Origin of the sequence: Lysobacter capsici (assembly GCF_014779555.2) — a bacterium.
Classification (GTDB): domain Bacteria; phylum Pseudomonadota; class Gammaproteobacteria; order Xanthomonadales; family Xanthomonadaceae; genus Lysobacter; species Lysobacter capsici.
Genome location: NZ_CP094357.1, coordinates 406,497 through 426,076 on the forward strand (window position 1 = coordinate 406,497; position 19,580 = coordinate 426,076).

A 19,580-nucleotide genomic window follows, 5' to 3' on the forward strand; every position below is an offset into this window, starting at 1 on the left:
GCTGTGGATGGCGCGGGAGGTACGTAGCGCCGATCTGCTCCCTCTCCCGTCTACGGGAGAGGGCCGGGGTGAGGGCAAGCGGGCTGACATCTGCCGTCGAAACTCAGATCGCGAGCGCCCTCATCCGCCCTGCGGGCACCTTCTCCCGCAGGCGGGAGAAGGACTCGGCGTGGTGGCCTTTTGGCATGAGTGGAGCTAGCCGTGCGCTCCGATGCGACGGCTCGGCTCAGAGTTGCACGCCGTTGCGGACGGCGCGGGCGGTACACCGCGCCGATCTGCTCCCTCTCCCGTGTACGGGAGAGGGCCGGGGTGAGGGCACGCGGGCTGACATCCGCCGTCGAAACTCAGATCGCGAGCGCCCTCATCCGCCCTTCGGGCACCTTCTCCCGCTGCGCGGGAGAAGGACTCGGCCTGGTGGCCTTATGGCATGAGTGGAGCTAGCCGTGCGCTCCGATACGACGGCTCGACTCAGGGATGCACGCCGTTGCGGACGGCGCGGGCGGTGCACCGCGCCGATCCGCTCCCTCTCCCGTTTACGGGAGAGGGCCGGGGTGAGGGCACGCGGGCCGACATCTGCCGTCGTCACTTAGATTGCGAGCGCCCTCATCCGCCCTTCGGGCACCTTCTCCCGCAGGCGGGAGAAGGAATCAGCTTCGGGGCGTTATGGCCCGTGTGGAGCGGGCCATCCGCTTCGCTGCAACCCGCTCAGCTCAGGGATGCACGCCGTTACCGCGATACACCGGCTGGCCATACGCCGCATTGGTCGCGGCGTTGGTCAGATCCTGCAGCAGCGCATCGCGCAGCACCTGCGCGGGCTTTTGCTGGTTGTTCTGCGGATACCCGCCCTGCTGGTAACCGTTGTAGCCCGAGTCGTAACCCGAGTTGGCGTTGTTGTAGCGCTGATTGGTCAGCTGCTCGAGCACGCGCCGGCCTTCGGGCGTGCGCGACAGCTCGGCGATCGCCTGCAGGTCGGCCGAGCTCATGCCGCGGCCGTCGTAGCCGTTGCCGCTGTCGTAGCGGTTGTCGTAGCCGTTGCCGTTCTGCGGCATCGCCCGCGCGGCGTTCTCCAAGGTCCGCAGGAAGCTGCTCTGCTGGCCGGCGAACTTGCGCAGGATTTCCTGATCGGTCGAATTCGCGCGCCGGCCGACCAGCGCCTCGGCGACGGCCTGGCTGGACTGCATGATCTGGTTCTGGAAGCGCGGGTCGCTGATCGACTGCACGCGCGCGGGGTCGTAGCCGTTCTGCGCGCAGGCCAGCGCCGGCACGGCCAGCAGGCAAGCGGCGAACAGGGACGCGAGAAGCGGGCGGGATGGACGCAGCATGCGGGGTTCCTCCATGGACCGGTCCAGGCATGGTCGCCCCCGGGGCCGGTCGCGTCAACGACGCGGGTCGCAAACGCCGGGCCCGGTCAAGGCCGCGTCATGGACGTGAACGCGCGCCGGTCTACAATCGGTCTCGGAGGAGAGCATGGCGGAACCGGAAATCACCATTCCCGAGCAGGAGTTGGTAGAGCGCTTCGTGCGTTCGACCGGCCCGGGCGGGCAGAACGTCAACAAGGTTGCCACGGCGGTGGAACTGCGCTTCGATATCGCGCAGTCGCCCTCGCTGCCCGAGGCCGTGCGCGAACGTCTGCTGACCAAGCGCGACCGGCGGGTGACCCTGGAGGGCGTGCTGGTGATCAGCGCGCAGCGCTTTCGCACCCAGGAGCGCAACCGCGAGGACGCGCGCGTGCGCCTGGCCGCGTTCGTCGAAAGCGGGCTGCACGTGCCCAAGCCGCGCATCGCCACCAAACCCAGCCGCGCCGCCAAGGAGCGCCGGATCGGGGCCAAGAAAGAGCGCGGCGCGACCAAGCGCAACCGCGCGCAACGCGATTGGGACTGACGACGGAGCGTGCATGTCTAGCGATCGAAACACCGATTCGAACGACGACCAGCTGTCCGTCGTGCTGCCGTTGCCGCCGAAGGTGCCGCAGGTGCGGCGCAACCGCCTGACCCGCTGGATCGGCCGCAGCATCCTGCGCCTGGGCGGCTGGCGCATGGTCGGCGCGTTTCCCGACATCCCGCGCGCGGTGCTGATCGGCGCGCCGCATTCGTCCAACTGGGACGGCGTGTGGGGCTTCGCGGCCAAGGCCGCGATGGGCCTGGACGTGAAGATCATCGCCAAGGAATCGCTGTTCCGGGTGCCGCTGCTGGGCCTGCTGCTGCGCCGGCTCGGGGTGATCCCGATCAACCGCAACGCCGCGCACGGGGTGATCGAGCAGGCCGTGGCGATGATCCGCGGCGCCGAGCGTTTCTGGCTGGGGATTGCGCCGGAGGGCACGCGCAAGGCGGTGGAACGCTGGAAGGCCGGGTTCTGGAAGATCGCCAAGGCCGCCGACGTGCCGGTGGTGCCGGCGTATTTCCACTACCCCGACAAGATCATCGGCATCGGCGAGATGTTCCACCTCGGCGAGGACATGGACGCCGACATGCGCCGCATCCGCGATTGGTACAAGCCCTGGCAGGGCAAGCATCACGGGACGGCTTGAGCGGCCGGCCGCTCAGGCCGCCACTGGACGCAGCCATGAAATCACTTGCGATAAGCGTGGATGGCGACATCCGGGCGGCCGGTTTTTCAATCGGCGGTGAAACAAGCCTGGCGCAGTTGCCCGATTGCTTCGTGATCGGCGAACAAACCCCATGCTCGATTCTGGGCGAGCGCGCGCCCACCCAGTTTGCCGTGGCCCGAGTGGCGTCGGCGGAGGGCACGGTTAATTTGCAGTTGCGGTTCGAGCACGGTGTGCTGGTTTCGAGTTTCATAACCGTGGACGACATAGACGGCCGGCATGAAACGGCCGACGAGTTCTATCGCAGCGTCGGCAAGCGGGAAGATCGCTACCGCCAGTGGCTCAAGCGCCATATCGAGTTCGAACTCGATCAGTTCAAAGGCGGACGCCTGGGGGTGGCGAGAGACAAAAGCGAGAATGTTTTCGTCTACCTGCATACCAGGAACAACCGCTGGGCGAACTGATCTCCGACAGGGCCGGCTCGGCGTAGTCGTTCCGCTGTTGCGTGCCTTGCGTTGACCCGTGCGAGGGTCTGGCGCGGCAGGCGTGAGAATGTCTGGGAATCGGGAATCGGAAGAGCCTGGCCGCGGATCTGTCTGCAATAACAGCGGCCGCAATGGTCTGGCGATCGGGCGCCGACGCCGCGCGCCGATCTTGTTCGCGCGCCTGCTGGAAGCCGACTTTTTGCGATCGTTCGGCGACTTACTCGGCAACCCGCCGCCGCGATCGACGTCGCGTGAGCGCTGGCGGGTCGTCCGGCTCGCTGTTTTCCAGTTGCTCGCGCAGGTCGTGCAGGGTGGTGAGGATGTGTTCGGACAACAGCCGGCTCACCAGCGCCGCGTCGCGCGCGAGCCAGGCCTCGAGGATCACGTGGTGTTCGCTGGCCGCGCGCGCTTCGCGCCCGGCCGGCTCCAGATGCTTGCGCACGTAGCGTTCGGCCAGCACCTGAAGGCGTTCGACCAGTTGCGCGGTGATGTGCTTGCCGCCCGGCCGCACCAGCGCGAGGTGGAAACTGCGGTTGAAACGGACCGTGGCGTGGGCGTCGGCGGTGCCGGCGTTTTCCAGCGCGGTCAGCGCCGCGCGCGCGGCCGCGCGTTCGCCTTCGTCGGCGCACAGGCTGGCGTCGGCGGCGGCCTCGGGTTCGATCTTCAGCCGCAGCGCGAACACTTCCTCGGCCTCGGTCGAGGTCAGCGCCGGCACGAAAAAGCCGCGATTGGGGTGCGAGGACAGCAGGCCCTGCTGTTCGAGCCGGCCCAGCGCCTCGCGCAGCGGGATCTTGCTGATGCCCAGTTCCTCGGCCAGCAGCTCCTGGCGGATCGGCGCCAGCGGCGGAATCTGGGTCGACAGAATCCGTTCGCGGACCACTTCGAAGGCTTGGTCGGACAACGAACGGGGGACGATGCTCATACGTTCAGTCTAACCAACCCTCGCGCGCTCGCGAATGCGGTTGCAGGGCACGCAGGCAGGTAATTCCGGACACGGCGCACATGCCTTGATCGGGCTGCCGCGGCGTCCGGCTTGTGCCTTGGGCAAGCGGGCTCGAATCGGGTTGCAGCGGGCGGCGGCCGATCGAGCCCAGCCCCATCGTCACGAACGGCCACGGCGCCCGGCGCTTGCCGCCGGCCGGTGTGCCGACCGTTCGTCGGCATGCCGCCGCGGTTCCGTACTGGCACATCAAGCCACGACACGGGTCACGGAAGCGGCGCGAATAAGGCATATAACGTATACGTTATACCGATATGCAGCTTTCCGTGTCCGCCGTATGACACGCAGGGGGAAGGCCGCGGCAGTCGGGCGACCCATGCCTGAGGGGGCAGTCGCCGTTACCGGGATACGCACGCGCGGCCGCTGGACGGCCGGGCCGGCGCCTGCCCGGGACCGACGCAATGGGTCGTGTGCCACCGATCGCGGAACCGGACCCCGATGCCCTGCATCGCCATGCCGGCTGCGCGTTCCCGCGCCGCACGCCGCACGCGCCCGTTCCGACGCCGGAGAGCCGCTCGCCATCCAACCGTCCGACCGCACTGCGCAGCATCCGCACCACCTGCCGTCGCACCACCCGTCATCCGTCACCGCGACCCCGGGCCGCCACGCCGCGCATCCGCGCGGGCGCCGCCTGCGCGTCGTCTTTTTCTTCAAGGAGATCGTCGATGTCCTTCGCACCCAAACCGCGGACGCGCCAAGCCCTCATGCTTGGCCTGGCCGTCAGCGTCGTGAGCTGTTTCAGTTATGCCTTGCCGTGGGCGTCCATGCTCGAATCGGTGCAGGCGCGTGTCGCCGCGCCGACGGCGCAAGCGCCGTCGAGCGCGGATTCGCGCAGCCTGGTCGCTGCCGTGAACTCGCAAGCACCGATGGCGCAATCGCGCGCCACCGCCATCACCGGCCTGCCGCGACAACCGGCCACCGAACGCCAATTGTTCGGCGAACATCGGCAGGATCGCGCGCGCGCACCGTCGCGTCGAGCGCCGCAGCAACCGTCCCTGGTCGATCGCGACGACAGCGCCTACGACGGCGCGCAATCGCGCCGCGATCTGCTGCGCCGACCGTCGTTCGCGCACACCTCGGCGCGCGCGAAAGCAGCGGCGTGCGACCCCAACGCCTTCGGCGCGCTCAGCGGCACCGCGCTGGTCGGCGCGGTCAAGGCCGCCAGCGCCGATTGCGTCAACCAGCTGTTCAACGTCAGCGGGCCTAATGCTTACGCCACGTTCCGCGAAGCGCAGATGGTCAGCATCGCCGATGCTTTCGCCACCTCCGCGCGCGGCTACGACGGCACCAATGCCGACAGCACCCTGCAACTGGTGCTGTTCCTGCGCGCCGGTTACTACGTGCAGTACTACGACAGCAGCGTCGGCGCCTATGGCACCCCGCTGCGCAACGCGATCCGTCCGGCGCTCGATGCATTCGCCGGCAACGCCCGCTTCGGCCTGGTCAACGACGTGCATGGCGAAGTGCTGGCCGAGTTCGTCACCTTGATCGACAGCTCGGGCGAGAACGCGCGTTATCTGTCCGTGGTCAAGCGTCTGCTCGACGGCTACAACGCCAGCTACAACGCGTTCTACTGGATGAAGGTGGCGGTCAACAACGCCTACACGATCACCTTCCGCGGCCACCAGGACGCGGCATTCCGCGCGCTGGTGCAGACCGACAGTTCCATCGTCGAGACCTTGTACGGGTTCGCCGATCGCAACTTCGGCCTGCTCGGCGGCGACAACGCCTACCTGGTCGCCAACGCCGGTCGCGAGCTCGGCCGTTTCCTGCAATACGACGGCGCCTTGAAGACGCTGACGCGAGCGCGGGTGAAAGCGCTGATCGATCGCTCGGCGGTGACCGGCCCGACCGCGCGGCTGTGGGTCGGCGTCGGCGAAATGGTCGATTACTACGATCAAGCCAATTGCGCCTACTACGGCCTGTGCGGTTTCGTCGCCCGGGTCGAGGCGGCGGCCTTGCCGATCCGCCACACCTGCAGTCCGACCCTGCGGCTGCGCGCGCAATCGATGAGCGTGGCGGAACTGGCCTCGACCTGCGCCACCGTGGCCGGGCAGGAAACCTATTTCCACAATGCGCTCGCCACCGGCGGCGCGCCGGTCAATGGCGACGGCAACGCCAGCCTGGAAATGACCGTGTTCGACAGCAGCGACGACTACGGCATCTACGCCGGCGCGATCTACGGCATCGACACCAACAACGGCGGCATGTACCTGGAAGGCGATCCGTCGTTGCCCGGCAACCAGGCGCGTTTCATCGCCTATGAAGCCGAGTGGCTGCGTCCGCAGACCTTCGAGATCTGGAACCTCACCCACGAGTACGTCCACTACCTCGACGGCCGCTTCAACATGTGGGGCGATTTCGAGGACGCGATCGCGCAGAAGACGGTGTGGTGGATCGAAGGTTTCGCCGAGTATCTGTCCTACAGCTACCGCGGCGTGGTCAACGAAGGCGCGCGCGACGAAGCCGCGCGCGCGACTTATGCGCTCAGCAAGGTCTACCAGAACGATTACAACAGCGGCCAGACCCTGGTGTATCGCTGGGGCTATCTGGCGGTGCGCTTCATGTTCGAGCAGCGCCACGATCAGGTGAGCGCAATCCTGGCTTACTTCCGTCCCGGCAACTACGCCGGCTATGCCACTTACATGGGCAGCCTGGGCAGCAGCAACGACGCGGCGTTCCGCGCTTGGTTGCCTTGCGTGGCGCAGCCCGATTCGCCGAATTGCGGTACCACGCCGAATCAACCGCCGGTCGCGGGCTTCGGTTTCGCGACCAGCGGCCTGACGGTGAACTTCAGCGACAGCTCCAGCGACGCCGACGGCCACATCGTTTCGCGCAACTGGACCTTCGGCGATGGCAGCACGTCCACCGCCACCAACCCGAGCAAGACCTACGCCAACGCCGGCAGCTACACCGTGCAGTTGACCGTCACCGACGATCGCGGCGCCAGCCACAGCCTCAGCAAGACCGTCGCGGTCAGCGCGCCGGGCCTGCCCGAATGCGTGGGCAACGATGTGCGGGTGCTCGGCAAGAACTGCGCGCGCAGCAATGTCGCGGCGAGCGCGGGCAACTACGCTTACTTCTATCTGTACCTGCCGGCCGGCACCAGCCAGCTGAGTTTCGCCAGCAGCGGCGGCAGCGGCAATGCCGACATGTACGCGAGCACGCGCAACTGGGCGACGCGTGAGTCGTACCAGTACCGTTCGACCAATGCCGGCAACGGCGAGTCGGTGACGATCTCGCAGCCGCAGGCCGGGTATGTGTACGTGAGCTTGTATGGCGCGAGTGCGTTCAGCGGCGTGCGGGTGACGGCGCGGTACTGATCGGCCCTCACCCCAACCCCGCCCCAGCCCGAACGCATGGCGTTCGGGCGTTCGGTGCCGCGCGAGCCGGTGGCTCGCAAGCACGGCCCCTCACCCCACAAGCGGGAGAGGGGCTTTCGCACCGCACCGAAGATTCGTTATCTACCTGTAGGAGCGGCGCGAGCCGCGACCGCGAAATCGCAGATACGACGTCACTTCAGTAAAACCGACACCACGGATGAAAACGACGCCACTGCGATACAGGCGCCGTAGCCGTGGTGTCGTGGTCGCGGCTCGCGCCGCTCCTACAGGTAGCTACGGAAGGAACGATCAACGATCGGATTGCCCGGTCGCGTAATAATCCCCACGCACGAACAGATCCGGCTGGATCAATTCGGTGAACGCGCGCGCCTGCGGCGACAGGTACTTGCCCTTGCGCACCACCACGCCGTAACTGCGCGAGGGGAAGTAGTCGGCCAGCGAACGCGCCGACAGCCGCGCGTGGTCGGCGTCGGTCAGGCAGATCGCGGTGACGATGCTGATCCCCAGCCCCATCGCCACGTACTGCTTGATCACCTCCCAACCGCCGACTTCCAGCGCGACCGTGTACGGCACCCGGTTCTGCTGGAACACCAGGTCGACCATGCGATACGTGGTAAGCCGCTGCGGCGGCAGGATCAGGCCGAACGGACTGAGATCCTGCAGGCTCAGCTTCTCGAGCTTCGCCAGCGGGTGATCCTTCGGCGTGATCAGCATCGGCTCGAACCGATACACCGGCGCGTAGCTCAGGTCGCCGGGCACATCCAGCATCGACCCGACCGCCAGGTCCACCCCGTCCGAGCGCAGCAGGTCCAGGCCGCTGGCGCCGGTGACGTTGTGCAGGGTCAGCCGGACCTCGGGATGGGCCGCGCGGAAGGCTTCGACGATCTTGGGAAGCAGGTACAGGATGGTCGAGCTGCCGGCGGCGACGTTGAGGTCGCCCGCGTCCAGGCCGCGGATGCGTTCGCGGAAGGCCCCGTCCAGCCCGTCCAGGCCCTCAACCAGCGGCCGGGCCAGTTCGTACAGCTCCTGGCCCTCGCGGGTGAGGCTCAGACGGCGGCCACTGCGCTCGAGCAGACGCACCCCCATTTCGCGCTCCAGGGCCTGAAGCTGAAGGGTTACCGCCGGCTGGCTCAGGTATAGCGCCTCAGCCGCACGTGAGACAGAGCCTAATCGGGCGGTCTGGCAGAACGCCCGCAGTGGCTTCAGGCGGTCGCCTTTGTAGGCAAATCGGGGACTTAGCACACGCGTGGATGTCACGTGAAAGCCATATATAAGTTTTACAAATGATATGCATTGAAAAAACTTGATTGTCAAATACAAGACGGCGCCGCATGGTCTGGGGCAAGGGACGCGCTCGTAGCGAGCCGCCCCATCCCCACAGGAGTCGCCCCATGTCGGCAGTGATCAAGCAATGGCAGGACCCGCAACCCGAGCCGCAACGTCCGCCGGGTGACGGCATCGAGCTCACGGCCACCCTGGCCGGACAGGAGCCGTTGCTGACCCCGGCCGCCCTGAGCTTCCTCGCTGGCCTGCATCGCCGTTTCGAACCCGTCCGCCAGGCCCGGCTGGCCGCGCGCCGCGAGCGTCAGGCGTTCTTCGACGCCGGCGGCCTGCCCGATTTCCGCGACGACACCGCCGCGATCCGCAATTCCGCCTGGCGCGTCGCGCCGCTGCCGGCCGCGCTGCTCGACCGCCGGGTCGAGATCACCGGCCCGACCGACCCGAAGATGGTCATCAACGCGCTGAACTCCGGCGCGAAGGTGTACATGGCCGACTTCGAGGACAGCACCGCGCCGACCTGGGCCAACCTGATCGCCGGCCAGCGCGCGCTGCGCGACGCCGTCGCCGGCCGCCTGGACTGGACCGCGCCCGACACCGGCAAGCATTACGCGCTCAAGCCATTCGAGCAGCAGGCGGTGCTGATGGTGCGCCCGCGGGGCTGGCACCTGGACGAGAAGCACCTGCGCGTCGACGGCGCGGCGATCTCCGCCAGCCTGTTCGACCTGGGCCTGTTCGCCTTCCACAACGCCAAGGCGCTCGCCGCGCTGGACCGCGGCCCGTACTTCTACCTGCCCAAGCTGCAGTCGATGGAAGAGGCGGCGCTGTGGAACGAGGTGCTCGAGCACGTCGAGACCGAACTGGGCCTGGAGCCCGGGCAGATGAAGGTCACCGTGCTGATCGAGACCCTGCCGGCCGTGTTCGAGATGGACGAAATCCTGCACGCGCTGCGCAGCCGCATCGCCGGGCTCAACTGCGGCCGCTGGGACTACGTGTTCTCGTACATCAAGACCTTCCGCGCGCATCGCGACAAGGTGCTGCCCGAACGCGGTCAGGTCACGATGACCCAGCCGTTCCTGCGCGCCTATTCGGAACTGTTGATCCAGACCTGCCACAAGCGCGGCGCGCACGCGATGGGCGGCATGGCCGCGCAGATCCCGATCAGCGGCGACGAAGCCGCCAACGAGGCCGCATTGGCCAAGGTTCGCGCCGACAAGCTGCGCGAAGTCACCGCCGGCCACGACGGCACCTGGGTCGCGCATCCGGCGCTGATCCCGCTGGCGATGCGCATCTTCGACGAGCGCATGCCGACCCCGCACCAGCAGCACGTGCTGCGCGAGGACGTGCTGATCATCCGCGACGATCTGATCAAGCCTTCGTTCGGCACCATCACCCGCGCCGGTTTCGAGGGCAATGTCGAAGTCTGCGTGCGTTACCTCGCCGCGTGGCTGGAAGGCAACGGCTGCGTGCCGATCCACTGGCTGATGGAAGACGCCGCCACCGCCGAGATCGCGCGCACCCAGCTGTGGCAGTGGCTGCACGCGCCGTCGCTGTTCCTCGACGACGGCACGCCGGTCGATTTCGCCCTGCTCGAGCGCGCGCTGATCGGCCTGCCGAGCAAGCTCGCCGGCGATGCGAAGTTGCCGGGCAGCGGAAAGCTCGATGAAGCCATCGCGATGCTCGACGAGCTGACCCATTCCCCGACGCTGGCCGAGTTCCTAACCACTCCCGCTTACGAACGCATCGACTGACCCCCTGTAGGAGCGGCGCAAGCCGCGACCGCGACATCGCACATGCGCTGCAAGCGTGGTTTCGCAGTCGCGGCTCGCGCCGCTCCTACAGTCGCAAACGATCCATCTCAGCTACCCGACATCCCACGTCACAACGACCCAAACGCAAGGAATCGAAGTCATGAGCCACACGCTGCCGACCGCCGATCAACTCCGCCAGGATTGGGCCAGCAACCCGCGCTGGGACGGCATCACCCGCCCGTATTCGGCCGAAGACGTGGTGCGCCTGCGCGGCACGGTGCCGGTCGAACACACCATCGCCAAGCTCGGCGCCAACAAGCTGTGGGCCTCGCTGCACCGCGAAGACTTCGTCAACGCGCTCGGCGCGCTGACCGGCAACCAGGCCATGCAGCAGGTCAAGGCCGGCCTCAAGGCGATCTATCTGTCGGGCTGGCAGGTCGCCGCCGACGCCAACATCGCCGGCGAGATGTACCCCGACCAGTCGCTGTATCCGGCCAACTCGGTGCCGCAGGTCGTGCGCCGCATCAACAACACCCTGCTGCGCGCCGATCAGATCCAGTGCGCCGAGGGCACCGGCGACATCGACTTCCTGCAGCCGATCGTGGCCGACGCCGAAGCCGGTTTCGGCGGCGTGCTCAACGCCTTCGAACTGATGAAGGGCATGATCGAAGCCGGCGCCTCGGGCGTGCATTTCGAAGACCAGCTCGCCTCGGTCAAGAAGTGCGGCCACATGGGCGGCAAGGTGCTGGTGCCGACCCGCGAAGCGGTCGAGAAGCTGGTCGCCGCGCGTCTGGCCGCCGACGTCATGGGCGTGCCGACCCTGATCGTCGCGCGCACCGACGCCGAAGCCGCCGACCTGCTGACCGCCGACATCGACCCGAACGATCAGCCCTTCACCACCGGCGAGCGTACCAACGAAGGCTTCTACAAGACCCGCAACGGCCTGGACCAAGCGATCAGCCGCGGCCTGGCCTACGCGCCGTACGCCGATCTGGTGTGGTGCGAAACCGGCAAGCCGGACCTGGAATTCGCGCGCAAGTTCGCCGAGGCGATCCACGCCAAGTTCCCGGGCAAGCTGCTGGCCTACAACTGTTCGCCGAGCTTCAACTGGAAGAAGAACCTGGACGACGCGACCATCGCCAAGTTCCAGAAGGAAATCGCGACCTACGGTTACAAGTTCCAGTTCATCACCCTGGCCGGTTTCCACAGCCTCAACTACGGCATGTTCAATCTGGCCCACGGTTACGCGCGCCGTCAGATGAGCGCGTTCGTGGAGTTGCAGGAGGCCGAGTTCGCGGCGGCGGAGAAGGGCTTCACCGCGGTCAAGCATCAGCGCGAGGTCGGCACCGGGTATTTCGATGCGGTGACGCAGACGATCCAGGGCGGGCAGTCGTCCACGGTCGCGCTGAAGGGTTCGACGGAGGAGGAGCAGTTCCACGATTCGAAGAAGGCCGCGGCGTGATCTGAGATCGCGGTTTTCGGGTTGGGTAAGACGAAGGGCTCCGGGAGGAGCCCTTCGTTGTTTGTGTGGTTTGCGGTTGTCTGGTCTGTGATTTTCGATCGATACCTTGAGTCATGAGTTACGACGTGGCGACACCGCCCCCTGTAGGAGCGGCGCAAGCCGCGACCGCGCCATTTCGACAGCGTCGAGGCTTACGTCGTAGTTGTATTTTCGCGGTCGCGGCTTGCGCCGCTCCTACAGGTAGGCCATGCAGGTTCGGCTTGGGTCTGAAGCCGCGCAGTTCATCCAGCGCTGCGAAGCTCGGAACTCGCGAGAACAACAGGACGCCCGAAGGGCGGCGCACATGGATGTGCGCCGTGCGCCACCGGGACAGGATGTCCCGTGTGGCGCATGCCTGCGTCTGCTCCGCACTTGCGGGCACTTGACTCAAAGAAAAGCGTTTTTCTTTGGTTACCTTTCTTTTGTCGCTTTTGACAAAAGAAAGTAACTCGGCCGCTTGCGGACGAAAGCTGTTGATCTTGCCTTTGGCTTCAAAGGCTCTAGAGCTTCAGAGCTTGAAGCAACATCAAAAGCTTCCGCCGCTAAAGCGGCGGGTAACTTTCTTTTGTCCAAAGCCACAAAAGAAAGTAACCAAAGAAAAAGGCGTTCCTGTTTCGAATCAAGAGCCCGCAAGTGCGGTGCCTACGCAGGGGTAGGCCACACAGGACATCCATGTCCTGGGTGGCCTACGGCACGCATCCATGCGTGCCGCCCTTCGGGCCTGCTATTGCATCGTGAGTTACAAGCCGCGCCGGGCCAAGGCAATGCAAAAGCTAAGCGGCAACAGCAACAGCAAATCCCCCGCGCTGGAGCGCAGGAACGACTTCGGAGTTTCGCGGGGCGCGTGCCCCCTTTGTCAAAGGGGGCAATGAGGGGCGCGACAGGAGCTAGGCTTCATGCGAAGACGCGAAGACGCGAAGACGCGGAGACGCGGAGATGCGGAGACGCGGAGATGCCGAGACGCGAGAGCGTGAAGGTGCGAAAGCACGGAAGTACCCACGCGCCTACGCGGATCTGAGCATGCCCGCATGCATGCTCATCCACGCACGCACGCACGCACGCGCCGCACCCCCAGCCCTACTTCTTCACTTCCTGCGTATGCGCCTTCAACGCATCTGCCAACCCCTTCACGCCATCCGCCCCCGCCGGCACCGTGATGCTGGACCCCTTGAGATCCTCGCCGATCGCCTGCGCCCGCCCGCCCAGGCACTGCGACAAAAACCCCTCGGCCACCGCGTTGAACGCCATCGAGTTCTCCGGCCGGGCGAAGCCATGGCCCTCGTCGGGGAACAACACGTACGTCACCGGGATCTTCTTGGCCCGCATCGCCTCGACGATCTGATCGCTCTCGGCCTGGTTCACCCGCGGGTCGTTCGCGCCCTGGCCGATCAACAACGGCTTGCTGATCTTGTCGACCCGGGTGATCGGCGAACGCTCGGCCAGCAGTTTGCGGCCGGCCGGCGTGCGCGGGTCGCCCATGCGGCGGGCGAACTGTTCGAAGATGCTGGCCCAGTACGGCGGGATCGTCTTGAGCAGGGTTTCCAGATTGGACGGGCCGACGATGTCGACGCCGCACTTGAAGGTGTCCGGGGTGAAGGTCATGCCGACCAGGGTCGCGTAACCGCCGTAGCTGCCGCCCATGATCGCGACCTGGTCGGGCGTGGTGATGCCTTGCTTGACCGCCCAGTCGACCGCGTCGATCAGGTCGTCGTGCATCTTGCCGGCCCACTCGCCGTCGGCGGCGTTGATGAAGTTCTTGCCGAAGCCGGTCGAGCCGCGGTAGTTGACCTTGAGCGAGGCGTAGCCGCGGTTGGCCAGCCATTGCGCGGTGGCGTTGTAGCCGTACACGTCGCGCGACCACGGCCCGCCGTGCACGGTCAGGATCAGCGGCACAGGTCGCTGAACCTTGCCGTCGCGTTCGGCGCCGGCCGGCAGGGTCAGGTAGCTGACCAGGGTCTTGCCGTCGCGCGCGGGAATTTCCCGCGGCCACATCGGCACCAGCGCGGCGCCGTCCAGGGCCGGGCGCGAGGCGAACAGCTTGGTCAGCGCGCCGCTGCCGCCGCTGTCGTAGCGGTAGATGGTCGAGGGTTGTTCGGCCGAGCTGTAGTCGACGATCCAGGTCTTGTCGTCGAGGCTGCGCGAGGTGATGGTGTATTCGCCCTTGCCCAGTTTCGATTCCAGCCGCGCGAGCTCGGCCGCGACCGCCGGGTCCAGCGGCCGCCACTGCCGGCGCAGGTAGTTCACCGAGACCGCCTGCGGTTCGTCGCTGACCGGGTCGCTCAACAGCTCGCCGACATCGGCGCGCGGGTCGTCCGACAACAGGGTCTTGTGGCCGTCGCGGTCGATCGCGTACAGCGCCGAGGTGTCGCGGCCGCGCGAGTCGGTCGCGTACAGGGTCTTGCCGTCGTCGCTGTAGCCTTCGATCGCGCTGGTCTGGGTGTCTTCGAACGGGATCGTGTCGACCACCTTCCAGCCCTTGTCGCCGTCGGGCGCGAGCAGTTCGATGCCGCCATCGTCGCGCGCGCGGCTGACCCGGCCGACCCGCAGATCGCCGTCGGCGTAGTACGAGGCGATGCGTTCCTCGTTGCGATGCACCAGGGTGCGTTCGCCGCTGCCCAGGTCGACCCGGTACAGGTCGTGCCACTTGCCGTCGCGATCGTTCATCGCGACCAGCACGCTGTCGCGATGGCGATGGGCCAGCCGCACCAGGCCGGCGCGGGTCTTGGGGTAGGGGGTCAGGTCGCGCGCCGGGCCGGGCTTGGACAGGTCGACCGCGTACAGATGGAAGTTCTCGTCGCCGCCGCTGTCGCGCAGGTACAGCAGGGTGCTGTCGCGGTAACTCCAGACGAACTGGCGGATGCCACGCGCCTTGTCGTCAGTGACCGCGCGCGCCTGGGCCGGCTGGTCGATCGGCGCGACCCACACGTTCATCACCCCGTCGAGCGGCGCGAGCCAGCCCAGGTAGCGGCCGTCCGGGCTGATCTGCGCGCCGGTCCGGTCCGGGTTGCCGAACAGCGCCGAGCGTGGGATCAGTTCGCCTTCGACCGACGGACGCACGGCGAAGGCGGGGCTGCACAGGCCGGCGAGCACGGCGGCGGCGAGGGGCGCGAGGGATCGTGGCGACATGACGGACTCCGGTGAAAGACGGGACGACGTGGCGGTACGGGACGATCGGATGACGGAAGCCGAGTATGAACAGCGCGGGGGCGGAGGCGGTAGACGCCGCCGGCCGGGGGCGATGCCGCCATCGTATTCAGCGTGGCGCGATGCGGTCCGGCGGTCCTGTTGCAGTGGCGAAACGCGCATCGTCATCGCGCGCCGTGGCATGTAGCATCGCCCCCAGGACTGGCCGTTTCGGCCTTCTTGCGGCGTTAGCAGTTCAGACCAGGTGCTATCCTGCCGGTAAGGCTCCACAGGACGTGGGGCGCGGGGAGATCGGGATGAATCGCGACACGGCGGCGCCCTCGTTGGGCCGCGAGACCGACAATTCGACTGTGACCGCGGCGCCGACGGATGTGGCGATGGCGGTGCTTACCCCGGGCGAATTCGAACTGTTCGCCGAGATCGGTCGGCCGCGTCGGATCGAAGCCGGCCAGGTGCTGTTCCGCCGCGGCGAACTGGGCACCACCATGTTCGTGATCGCGCGCGGCGCGATCACCCTGGACTTCGGCGACGACCTGGTCACCAAGCGCCTGGGCGTGCGCGAATTCTTCGGCGAACTCGGCCTGCTGATCGGCGATCACGCGCGCAGCGCGGATGCGATCGCGGCCACCGACGGCCTGCTGGTCGAGCTGCGCCACGAAGAGTTTCAGCGGTTGGTCGATCGCGACCCTTCGCTCGTTTCGTATTTCCTGCGCCGCGCGATCATGCGCGTGGTGCTCAACGAACAAAGCCTGATCCGGCGCCTGCGCCGGCGCAACCAGGATCTGGAAGCCGCGCTCGACAGCCTGTACGCGACCACCCATCAGCTCAACCAGACCGAAGAGCTCATCCGCACCGACGACCTCACCGGCCTGTACAACCGCCGCGGCCTGACCTTGCACCTGCAGGACGCGCGCGCGGCCGGCATGGCCGAGACCATGGGCCTGGTGCTGATCGATTGCGACCGCTTCAAACAGGTCAACGACGATCACGGCCATCTGGCCGGCGACCGCGTGCTGCAGAGCGTGGCCAACATCCTGCGTTCGGTGGCCGGGCCCGAGGACATCGCCTGCCGTCTGGGCGGCGACGAATTCTGTCTGTTGGTCGCCGCGCGCACCCGCCAGGACGTGATGCGCTTCGCCGACTTCATCGTTCACACCGTGCATGGCCTGCTGCTGATCCCGCAGTCTCCGCCGACCATCTGTCCGGTCAGCGTCGGCGCCTGCCTGGTCAGCGCCAAGCACGAGTGGAACGACTGGTACGCACACGCCGATACCGCGCTTTACCAGGCCAAGCGCCTGGGCGGCAATCGCGTGCATTGGCAGGACGCCGAACTGACGCCGGCGTGAGTTCCGCCGACAAGGATGCCGCGATGAACGATGCCCACCGCCCTCTGGCCGAAGGTCCGCAACTGCGTACCTTGCTGCTGACCGACCTGTGCGATTCGACCACCCTGGTCGAACGCCTGGGCGACGGTCCGGCGGCGGAGTTGTTTCGCGCTCACGACCGTCTGGTGCTGGCCTTGCAGCAACGCTGGCGCGGCCGCCTGATCGACCGCTCCGACGGCTTGCTGCTGTTGTTCGAGCGGCCGATCGATGGCCTGGGCTTCGCCCTGGATTACGCGCGCGGCCTGCGCGAGCTCGGCGCGGCGCGCAAGCTGGAGCTGAAGGCGCGCGCCGGCCTGCATGTCGGCGAAGTGCTGACCTGGCGCAACAGCGACGAGGCGGTGCAGGTCGGGGCCAAGCCGGTCGAAGTCGAGGGCCTGGCCAAGCCGATGGCCGGCCGGCTGATGGCGACCGCGCGTCCGGGCCAGATCCTGTTGTCGGCGGTGGCCGAACCGCTGGCCCATCGCGCCGCGCGCGAACTGGGCGAACGCGGCCAGCAACTGCTATGGAAATCGCACGGGCGCTGGCGCTTCAAGGGCGTGCCCGAGCCGCAGGAAATCTACGAGGTCGGCGAACCCGGCATCGCCCCGCTGCGCGCGCCGCCGAACGGCCCCAAGGCCTGGCGCGATATTCCGCTGTGGCGGCGTCCGGCCGCGCTTGCCGCCGAGATCGCGGTGCTGGCGGTGATCGGCACCGGCGTGTGGTTCGCGACCCGGCCGCAGCCGGCGATCGCGTTCAACCAGCGCGACTGGGTGGTGGTCGGCGACCTGCGCAACCTCACCGGCCAGAGCGTGCTCGACGATTCGCTCGAACAGGCCTTCCGCATCAGCCTGGAGCAGTCGCGCTACGTCAACGTGCTGTCCGACCTGAAGGCGCGCGACACCCTCGAACGCATGCAGCGCAAGCCCGACACCACGCTCGACCGCGCGGTCGCGTCCGAGATCGCGCTGCGCGACGGCGCGCGCGCGGTGATCCTGCCGACCGTGGCCGAAGTCGGCGGGCGGGTGCGGATCAGCGCCGAAGTCATCGACCCGCATACCCAGACCACGGTCTATGCGCAATCGGCCGACGGCGCCGGCGCCGACTCGGCGCTGGGTTCGATCGACACGGTCACCGCCGGCTTGCGCGAAAAGCTCGGCGAGGCGATGAAGTCGATCGAACGCGATTCCGAGCCGCTGCCGAAAGTCGCGACCAAGAACCTCGACGCGCTGCGTTCCTACGCGCTGGGCCAGAAGGCCTTCGGCGCCGGCCGCTACGACGACGCGGCCAACTTCTACCAGCGCGCGACCGCGCTGGATCCGAACTTCGCCCTGGCCTACCTGGGCAGCGTGCGCACCGGCGTGGCCTCGGTCAACGCGACCCACGCCAAGCCGTTCCTGGCCCGCGCGATCGAGCACCGCGACCGCCTGCCGCCGCGCGACGCGCTGTACCTCGACGCGTGGTCGGCCGAATTCGTCACCGGCCATCAGGCCGCGAGCAAGTGGAAGCTGCTGGCCGACCTTTACCCGGATTACTTCGCCGGCGCGGCCAACTACGCCTTCAACCTGATGCAGGAAAACCGCTACAAGGAAGCGCAGGCCTACGCCGAGCGCACGACCTTGCCGCAGAACCCGCTGCGCGGCCACGGCTACGACCAGCTCGGCCGCAGCGAACTGGGCCAGGAGGATTTCGCCGCCGCGCGCAATGCCTTCGATCAGGCGCTCAAGCTCAATATTTCCGACGCCGCGCGCCGCCGCGCCAACGTTTCGGCGGCGCAGGGCGGCTACGCCGACGCGATGCGCCGGTTGGAGAGCAAGTCCGACGGCGGCAAGCAGGGCTATGCGCGGGTGCAGGATCTGGACAAGACCTCGGTGCTGCTCGATCAGGGCCGCTGGGCCGAGGCCGAACGCTACATCGACGCGGCCGCGCGCCTGCCGGTGGAAGGCAACGAATTGCTGCAGCACGTGCTCGGCGTCGCCGCCGGCAGCGTGACCTCGCTCAACGGCGACCGCGCGCGCGCGCGCGCGCGCCTGGGCGCGTCGGCCAAGCGCGCGCTCGACGCGGCCGCGGCCGATGCCGCCTACGACGAAGTCGATTACGTGTACTTCGCCCTGGCCTCGGCCTATCTGGTCCAGCGTCAGGGCGATTCGAGCCTGGCCCAGTCGGTGCTCGACGCGCTCAAGGACCGCCCGCAGCTGTGGGCGACGCCGAAACTGTCGGAATTGCGCGAAATCGTATTGGCCGGCCAGGAGCGTTTGTCCGGCAAGCCCGAAGCGGCGATCCGCCGCCTGCGCACCCTGTTGACCGGGCACGAGCTGTATCAAAGCCGCGCCGCGCTGATGGAGGCCTATGCCGCCGCCGACCAGCCCGAGCAGGCGCTGATCCAGGCGCGCTGGTTGGCCAGCCATCGCGGCCTGGCCTATATCGAACCGGTCGGCGCGCAGTCGTTGCAGCCGTTGAACGTCGCCGATTCGCGCCTGGCGCAACTGCGCGCGGCCGAATTCCTGAACCAGCTCGGCCGCACCGAGGAAGCACGCAAGGAGGCGCAGGCGTTCTTGGCCGCCTGCCCTCCCAAGTTGTTGCCGGCTTACTTCTTCTCGAGGGTCGAGAGGATCCTGCCCGCTTCGAAGCAGTGAGGGTTGTTGTAGGCCGCGGCCGAGGTCAGGAAGTCCTTGATCAAGGCGCGGGCCTGGGCGATCTCTTCCTTGGGCGCGATCTGGACCGTGGTCATGCACGCCATCAAGGCGTCCTCGGGAATGTCGTGACCGGCCTTGCGCACTGCCGCGACCGGGTCTTTCGCGAACAGATCGCGGAAGTCGTTATCGGTGCTGAGCAGTTCCAGCAGCTTGTCGGCGACGGCCGGATCGAACGGCGTGTGCTCGCCGCCGGGTGGTTTTCTGGTAGCCATAGTTTCCCCATTTCCCCCACTAATGATGCCCGTTAAGGGCGTACTGAGCGCCGAATCTAACCCCGTAGGGACAACGCGACAACCTGCGCGAACAGGTCAACCATGCCTGCGCGCACGCGTTGCATGCGCCCGATGACGGCGATTTCTAACGCGCGGGTGTGACCGCAGCGTGGCGTGAGCCGTTTCGTTATGCCAATTCAGCTTGCGCCGCAGGCACCGCTGGCGATGGAGTGGCCGGCGTCGCGCGAACCTGCGGCGTCGGC

Annotated in this window: 13 protein-coding genes; 8 read left to right on the forward strand and 5 right to left on the reverse strand. The window is 67.2% G+C overall.

The window, feature by feature from the left end; all coding sequences use genetic code 11:
- Positions 1–710: 710 nt before the first annotated feature.
- The gene (locus IEQ11_RS01645; protein WP_191823711.1) at positions 711–1,322 is read right to left on the reverse strand and encodes a hypothetical protein; all 612 of its coding nucleotides are present in this window, start codon (positions 1,320–1,322) and stop codon (positions 711–713) included.
- Between the two features lie 145 nt (positions 1,323–1,467).
- Here IEQ11_RS01645 and arfB point away from each other — a divergent pair, with 145 nt between their 5' ends.
- Genes arfB through IEQ11_RS01660 form a run of 3 tightly spaced genes read left to right on the forward strand, consistent with a single transcriptional unit; the run spans position 1,468 to position 3,009 of the window.
- Positions 1,468–1,881: an alternative ribosome rescue aminoacyl-tRNA hydrolase ArfB gene (arfB, locus tag IEQ11_RS01650; RefSeq protein ID WP_057920462.1), complete on the forward strand. Its 414-nt coding sequence runs from the start codon at positions 1,468–1,470 to the stop codon at positions 1,879–1,881.
- 13 nt (positions 1,882–1,894) lie between these two features.
- Positions 1,895–2,527, forward strand: a complete 633-nt coding sequence (locus IEQ11_RS01655; protein WP_036107702.1) for a 1-acyl-sn-glycerol-3-phosphate acyltransferase — start codon at positions 1,895–1,897, stop codon at positions 2,525–2,527.
- A 35-nt stretch (positions 2,528–2,562) separates the two neighbouring features.
- A complete protein-coding gene (locus IEQ11_RS01660; protein ID WP_191823710.1) occupies positions 2,563–3,009 on the forward strand; it encodes a hypothetical protein in 447 nt (148 codons plus the stop codon).
- A 238-nt stretch (positions 3,010–3,247) separates the two neighbouring features.
- Here the strand turns inward: IEQ11_RS01660 and IEQ11_RS01665 are convergent, their stop codons facing one another.
- The gene (locus IEQ11_RS01665) at positions 3,248–3,952 is read right to left on the reverse strand and encodes a GntR family transcriptional regulator (RefSeq protein ID WP_191823709.1); all 705 of its coding nucleotides are present in this window, start codon (positions 3,950–3,952) and stop codon (positions 3,248–3,250) included.
- A gap of 743 nt (positions 3,953–4,695) precedes the next feature.
- On the opposite strand from IEQ11_RS01665, the gene IEQ11_RS01670 reads away from it, so the two are divergent.
- Entirely contained in the window at positions 4,696–7,353 is a 2,658-nt protein-coding gene (locus IEQ11_RS01670; RefSeq protein ID WP_228465036.1) for a collagenase, read from the forward strand.
- Between the two features lie 309 nt (positions 7,354–7,662).
- Here IEQ11_RS01670 and IEQ11_RS01675 read toward each other — a convergent pair whose 3' ends face one another.
- Positions 7,663–8,631 (reverse strand): LysR family transcriptional regulator, encoded by a 969-nt coding sequence (locus IEQ11_RS01675; RefSeq protein ID WP_425494657.1) that lies wholly within the window; start codon positions 8,629–8,631, stop codon positions 7,663–7,665.
- Positions 8,632–8,765: 134 nt separating this feature from the next.
- Between IEQ11_RS01675 and aceB the strand changes: the two genes are divergently transcribed.
- Together aceB and aceA are read left to right on the forward strand one after the other, a co-directional pair.
- Positions 8,766–10,403, forward strand: coding sequence for a malate synthase A (gene aceB, locus IEQ11_RS01680; protein WP_191823708.1), 1,638 nt, complete (start codon positions 8,766–8,768; stop codon positions 10,401–10,403).
- A 160-nt stretch (positions 10,404–10,563) separates the two neighbouring features.
- Positions 10,564–11,865, forward strand: a complete 1,302-nt coding sequence (gene aceA, locus IEQ11_RS01685; protein ID WP_036107713.1) for an isocitrate lyase — start codon at positions 10,564–10,566, stop codon at positions 11,863–11,865.
- Positions 11,866–12,981: 1,116 nt separating this feature from the next.
- Here the strand turns inward: aceA and IEQ11_RS01690 are convergent.
- On the reverse strand, positions 12,982–15,030 hold the full coding sequence (locus tag IEQ11_RS01690; RefSeq protein WP_191823609.1) for an alpha/beta fold hydrolase: 2,049 nt from the start codon (positions 15,028–15,030) through the stop codon (positions 12,982–12,984).
- A gap of 395 nt (positions 15,031–15,425) precedes the next feature.
- Between IEQ11_RS01690 and IEQ11_RS01695 the strand changes: the two genes are divergently transcribed.
- Both IEQ11_RS01695 and IEQ11_RS01700 read left to right on the forward strand, forming a co-directional pair.
- Positions 15,426–16,394: a GGDEF domain-containing protein gene (locus IEQ11_RS01695; protein ID WP_228465024.1), complete on the forward strand. Its 969-nt coding sequence runs from the start codon at positions 15,426–15,428 to the stop codon at positions 16,392–16,394.
- Positions 16,395–16,417: 23 nt separating this feature from the next.
- Entirely contained in the window at positions 16,418–19,045 is a 2,628-nt protein-coding gene (locus tag IEQ11_RS01700) for a putative peptide modification system cyclase (RefSeq protein ID WP_191823608.1), read from the forward strand.
- Here IEQ11_RS01700 and IEQ11_RS01705 read toward each other — a convergent pair.
- Positions 18,997–19,317 (reverse strand): NHLP-related RiPP peptide, encoded by a 321-nt coding sequence (locus IEQ11_RS01705; RefSeq protein ID WP_036115012.1) that lies wholly within the window; start codon positions 19,315–19,317, stop codon positions 18,997–18,999. The genes IEQ11_RS01700 and IEQ11_RS01705 overlap by 49 nt on opposite strands.
- Positions 19,318–19,580: the final 263 nt, after the last annotated feature.

Excerpts from the sequence above, each read along its gene's own strand:
- aceA (WP_036107713.1), top strand. The coding sequence starts at position 10,564 with ATGAGCCACACGCTGCCGACCGCCGATCAACTCCGCCAGGATTGGGCC.
- IEQ11_RS01690 (WP_191823609.1), bottom strand. The coding sequence starts at position 15,030 with ATGTCGCCACGATCCCTCGCGCCCCTCGCCGCCGCCGTGCTCGCCGGC.
- arfB (WP_057920462.1), top strand. The coding sequence starts at position 1,468 with ATGGCGGAACCGGAAATCACCATTCCCGAGCAGGAGTTGGTAGAGCGC.
- IEQ11_RS01700 (WP_191823608.1), top strand. The coding sequence starts at position 16,418 with ATGAACGATGCCCACCGCCCTCTGGCCGAAGGTCCGCAACTGCGTACC.
- IEQ11_RS01665 (WP_191823709.1), bottom strand. The coding sequence starts at position 3,952 with ATGAGCATCGTCCCCCGTTCGTTGTCCGACCAAGCCTTCGAAGTGGTC.
- IEQ11_RS01645 (WP_191823711.1), bottom strand. The coding sequence starts at position 1,322 with ATGCTGCGTCCATCCCGCCCGCTTCTCGCGTCCCTGTTCGCCGCTTGC.
- IEQ11_RS01670 (WP_228465036.1), top strand. The coding sequence starts at position 4,696 with ATGTCCTTCGCACCCAAACCGCGGACGCGCCAAGCCCTCATGCTTGGC.
- IEQ11_RS01660 (WP_191823710.1), top strand. The coding sequence starts at position 2,563 with ATGAAATCACTTGCGATAAGCGTGGATGGCGACATCCGGGCGGCCGGT.
- IEQ11_RS01695 (WP_228465024.1), top strand. The coding sequence starts at position 15,426 with ATGGCGGTGCTTACCCCGGGCGAATTCGAACTGTTCGCCGAGATCGGT.
- IEQ11_RS01705 (WP_036115012.1), bottom strand. The coding sequence starts at position 19,317 with ATGGCTACCAGAAAACCACCCGGCGGCGAGCACACGCCGTTCGATCCG.
- IEQ11_RS01655 (WP_036107702.1), top strand. The coding sequence starts at position 1,895 with ATGTCTAGCGATCGAAACACCGATTCGAACGACGACCAGCTGTCCGTC.
- aceB (WP_191823708.1), top strand. The coding sequence starts at position 8,766 with ATGTCGGCAGTGATCAAGCAATGGCAGGACCCGCAACCCGAGCCGCAA.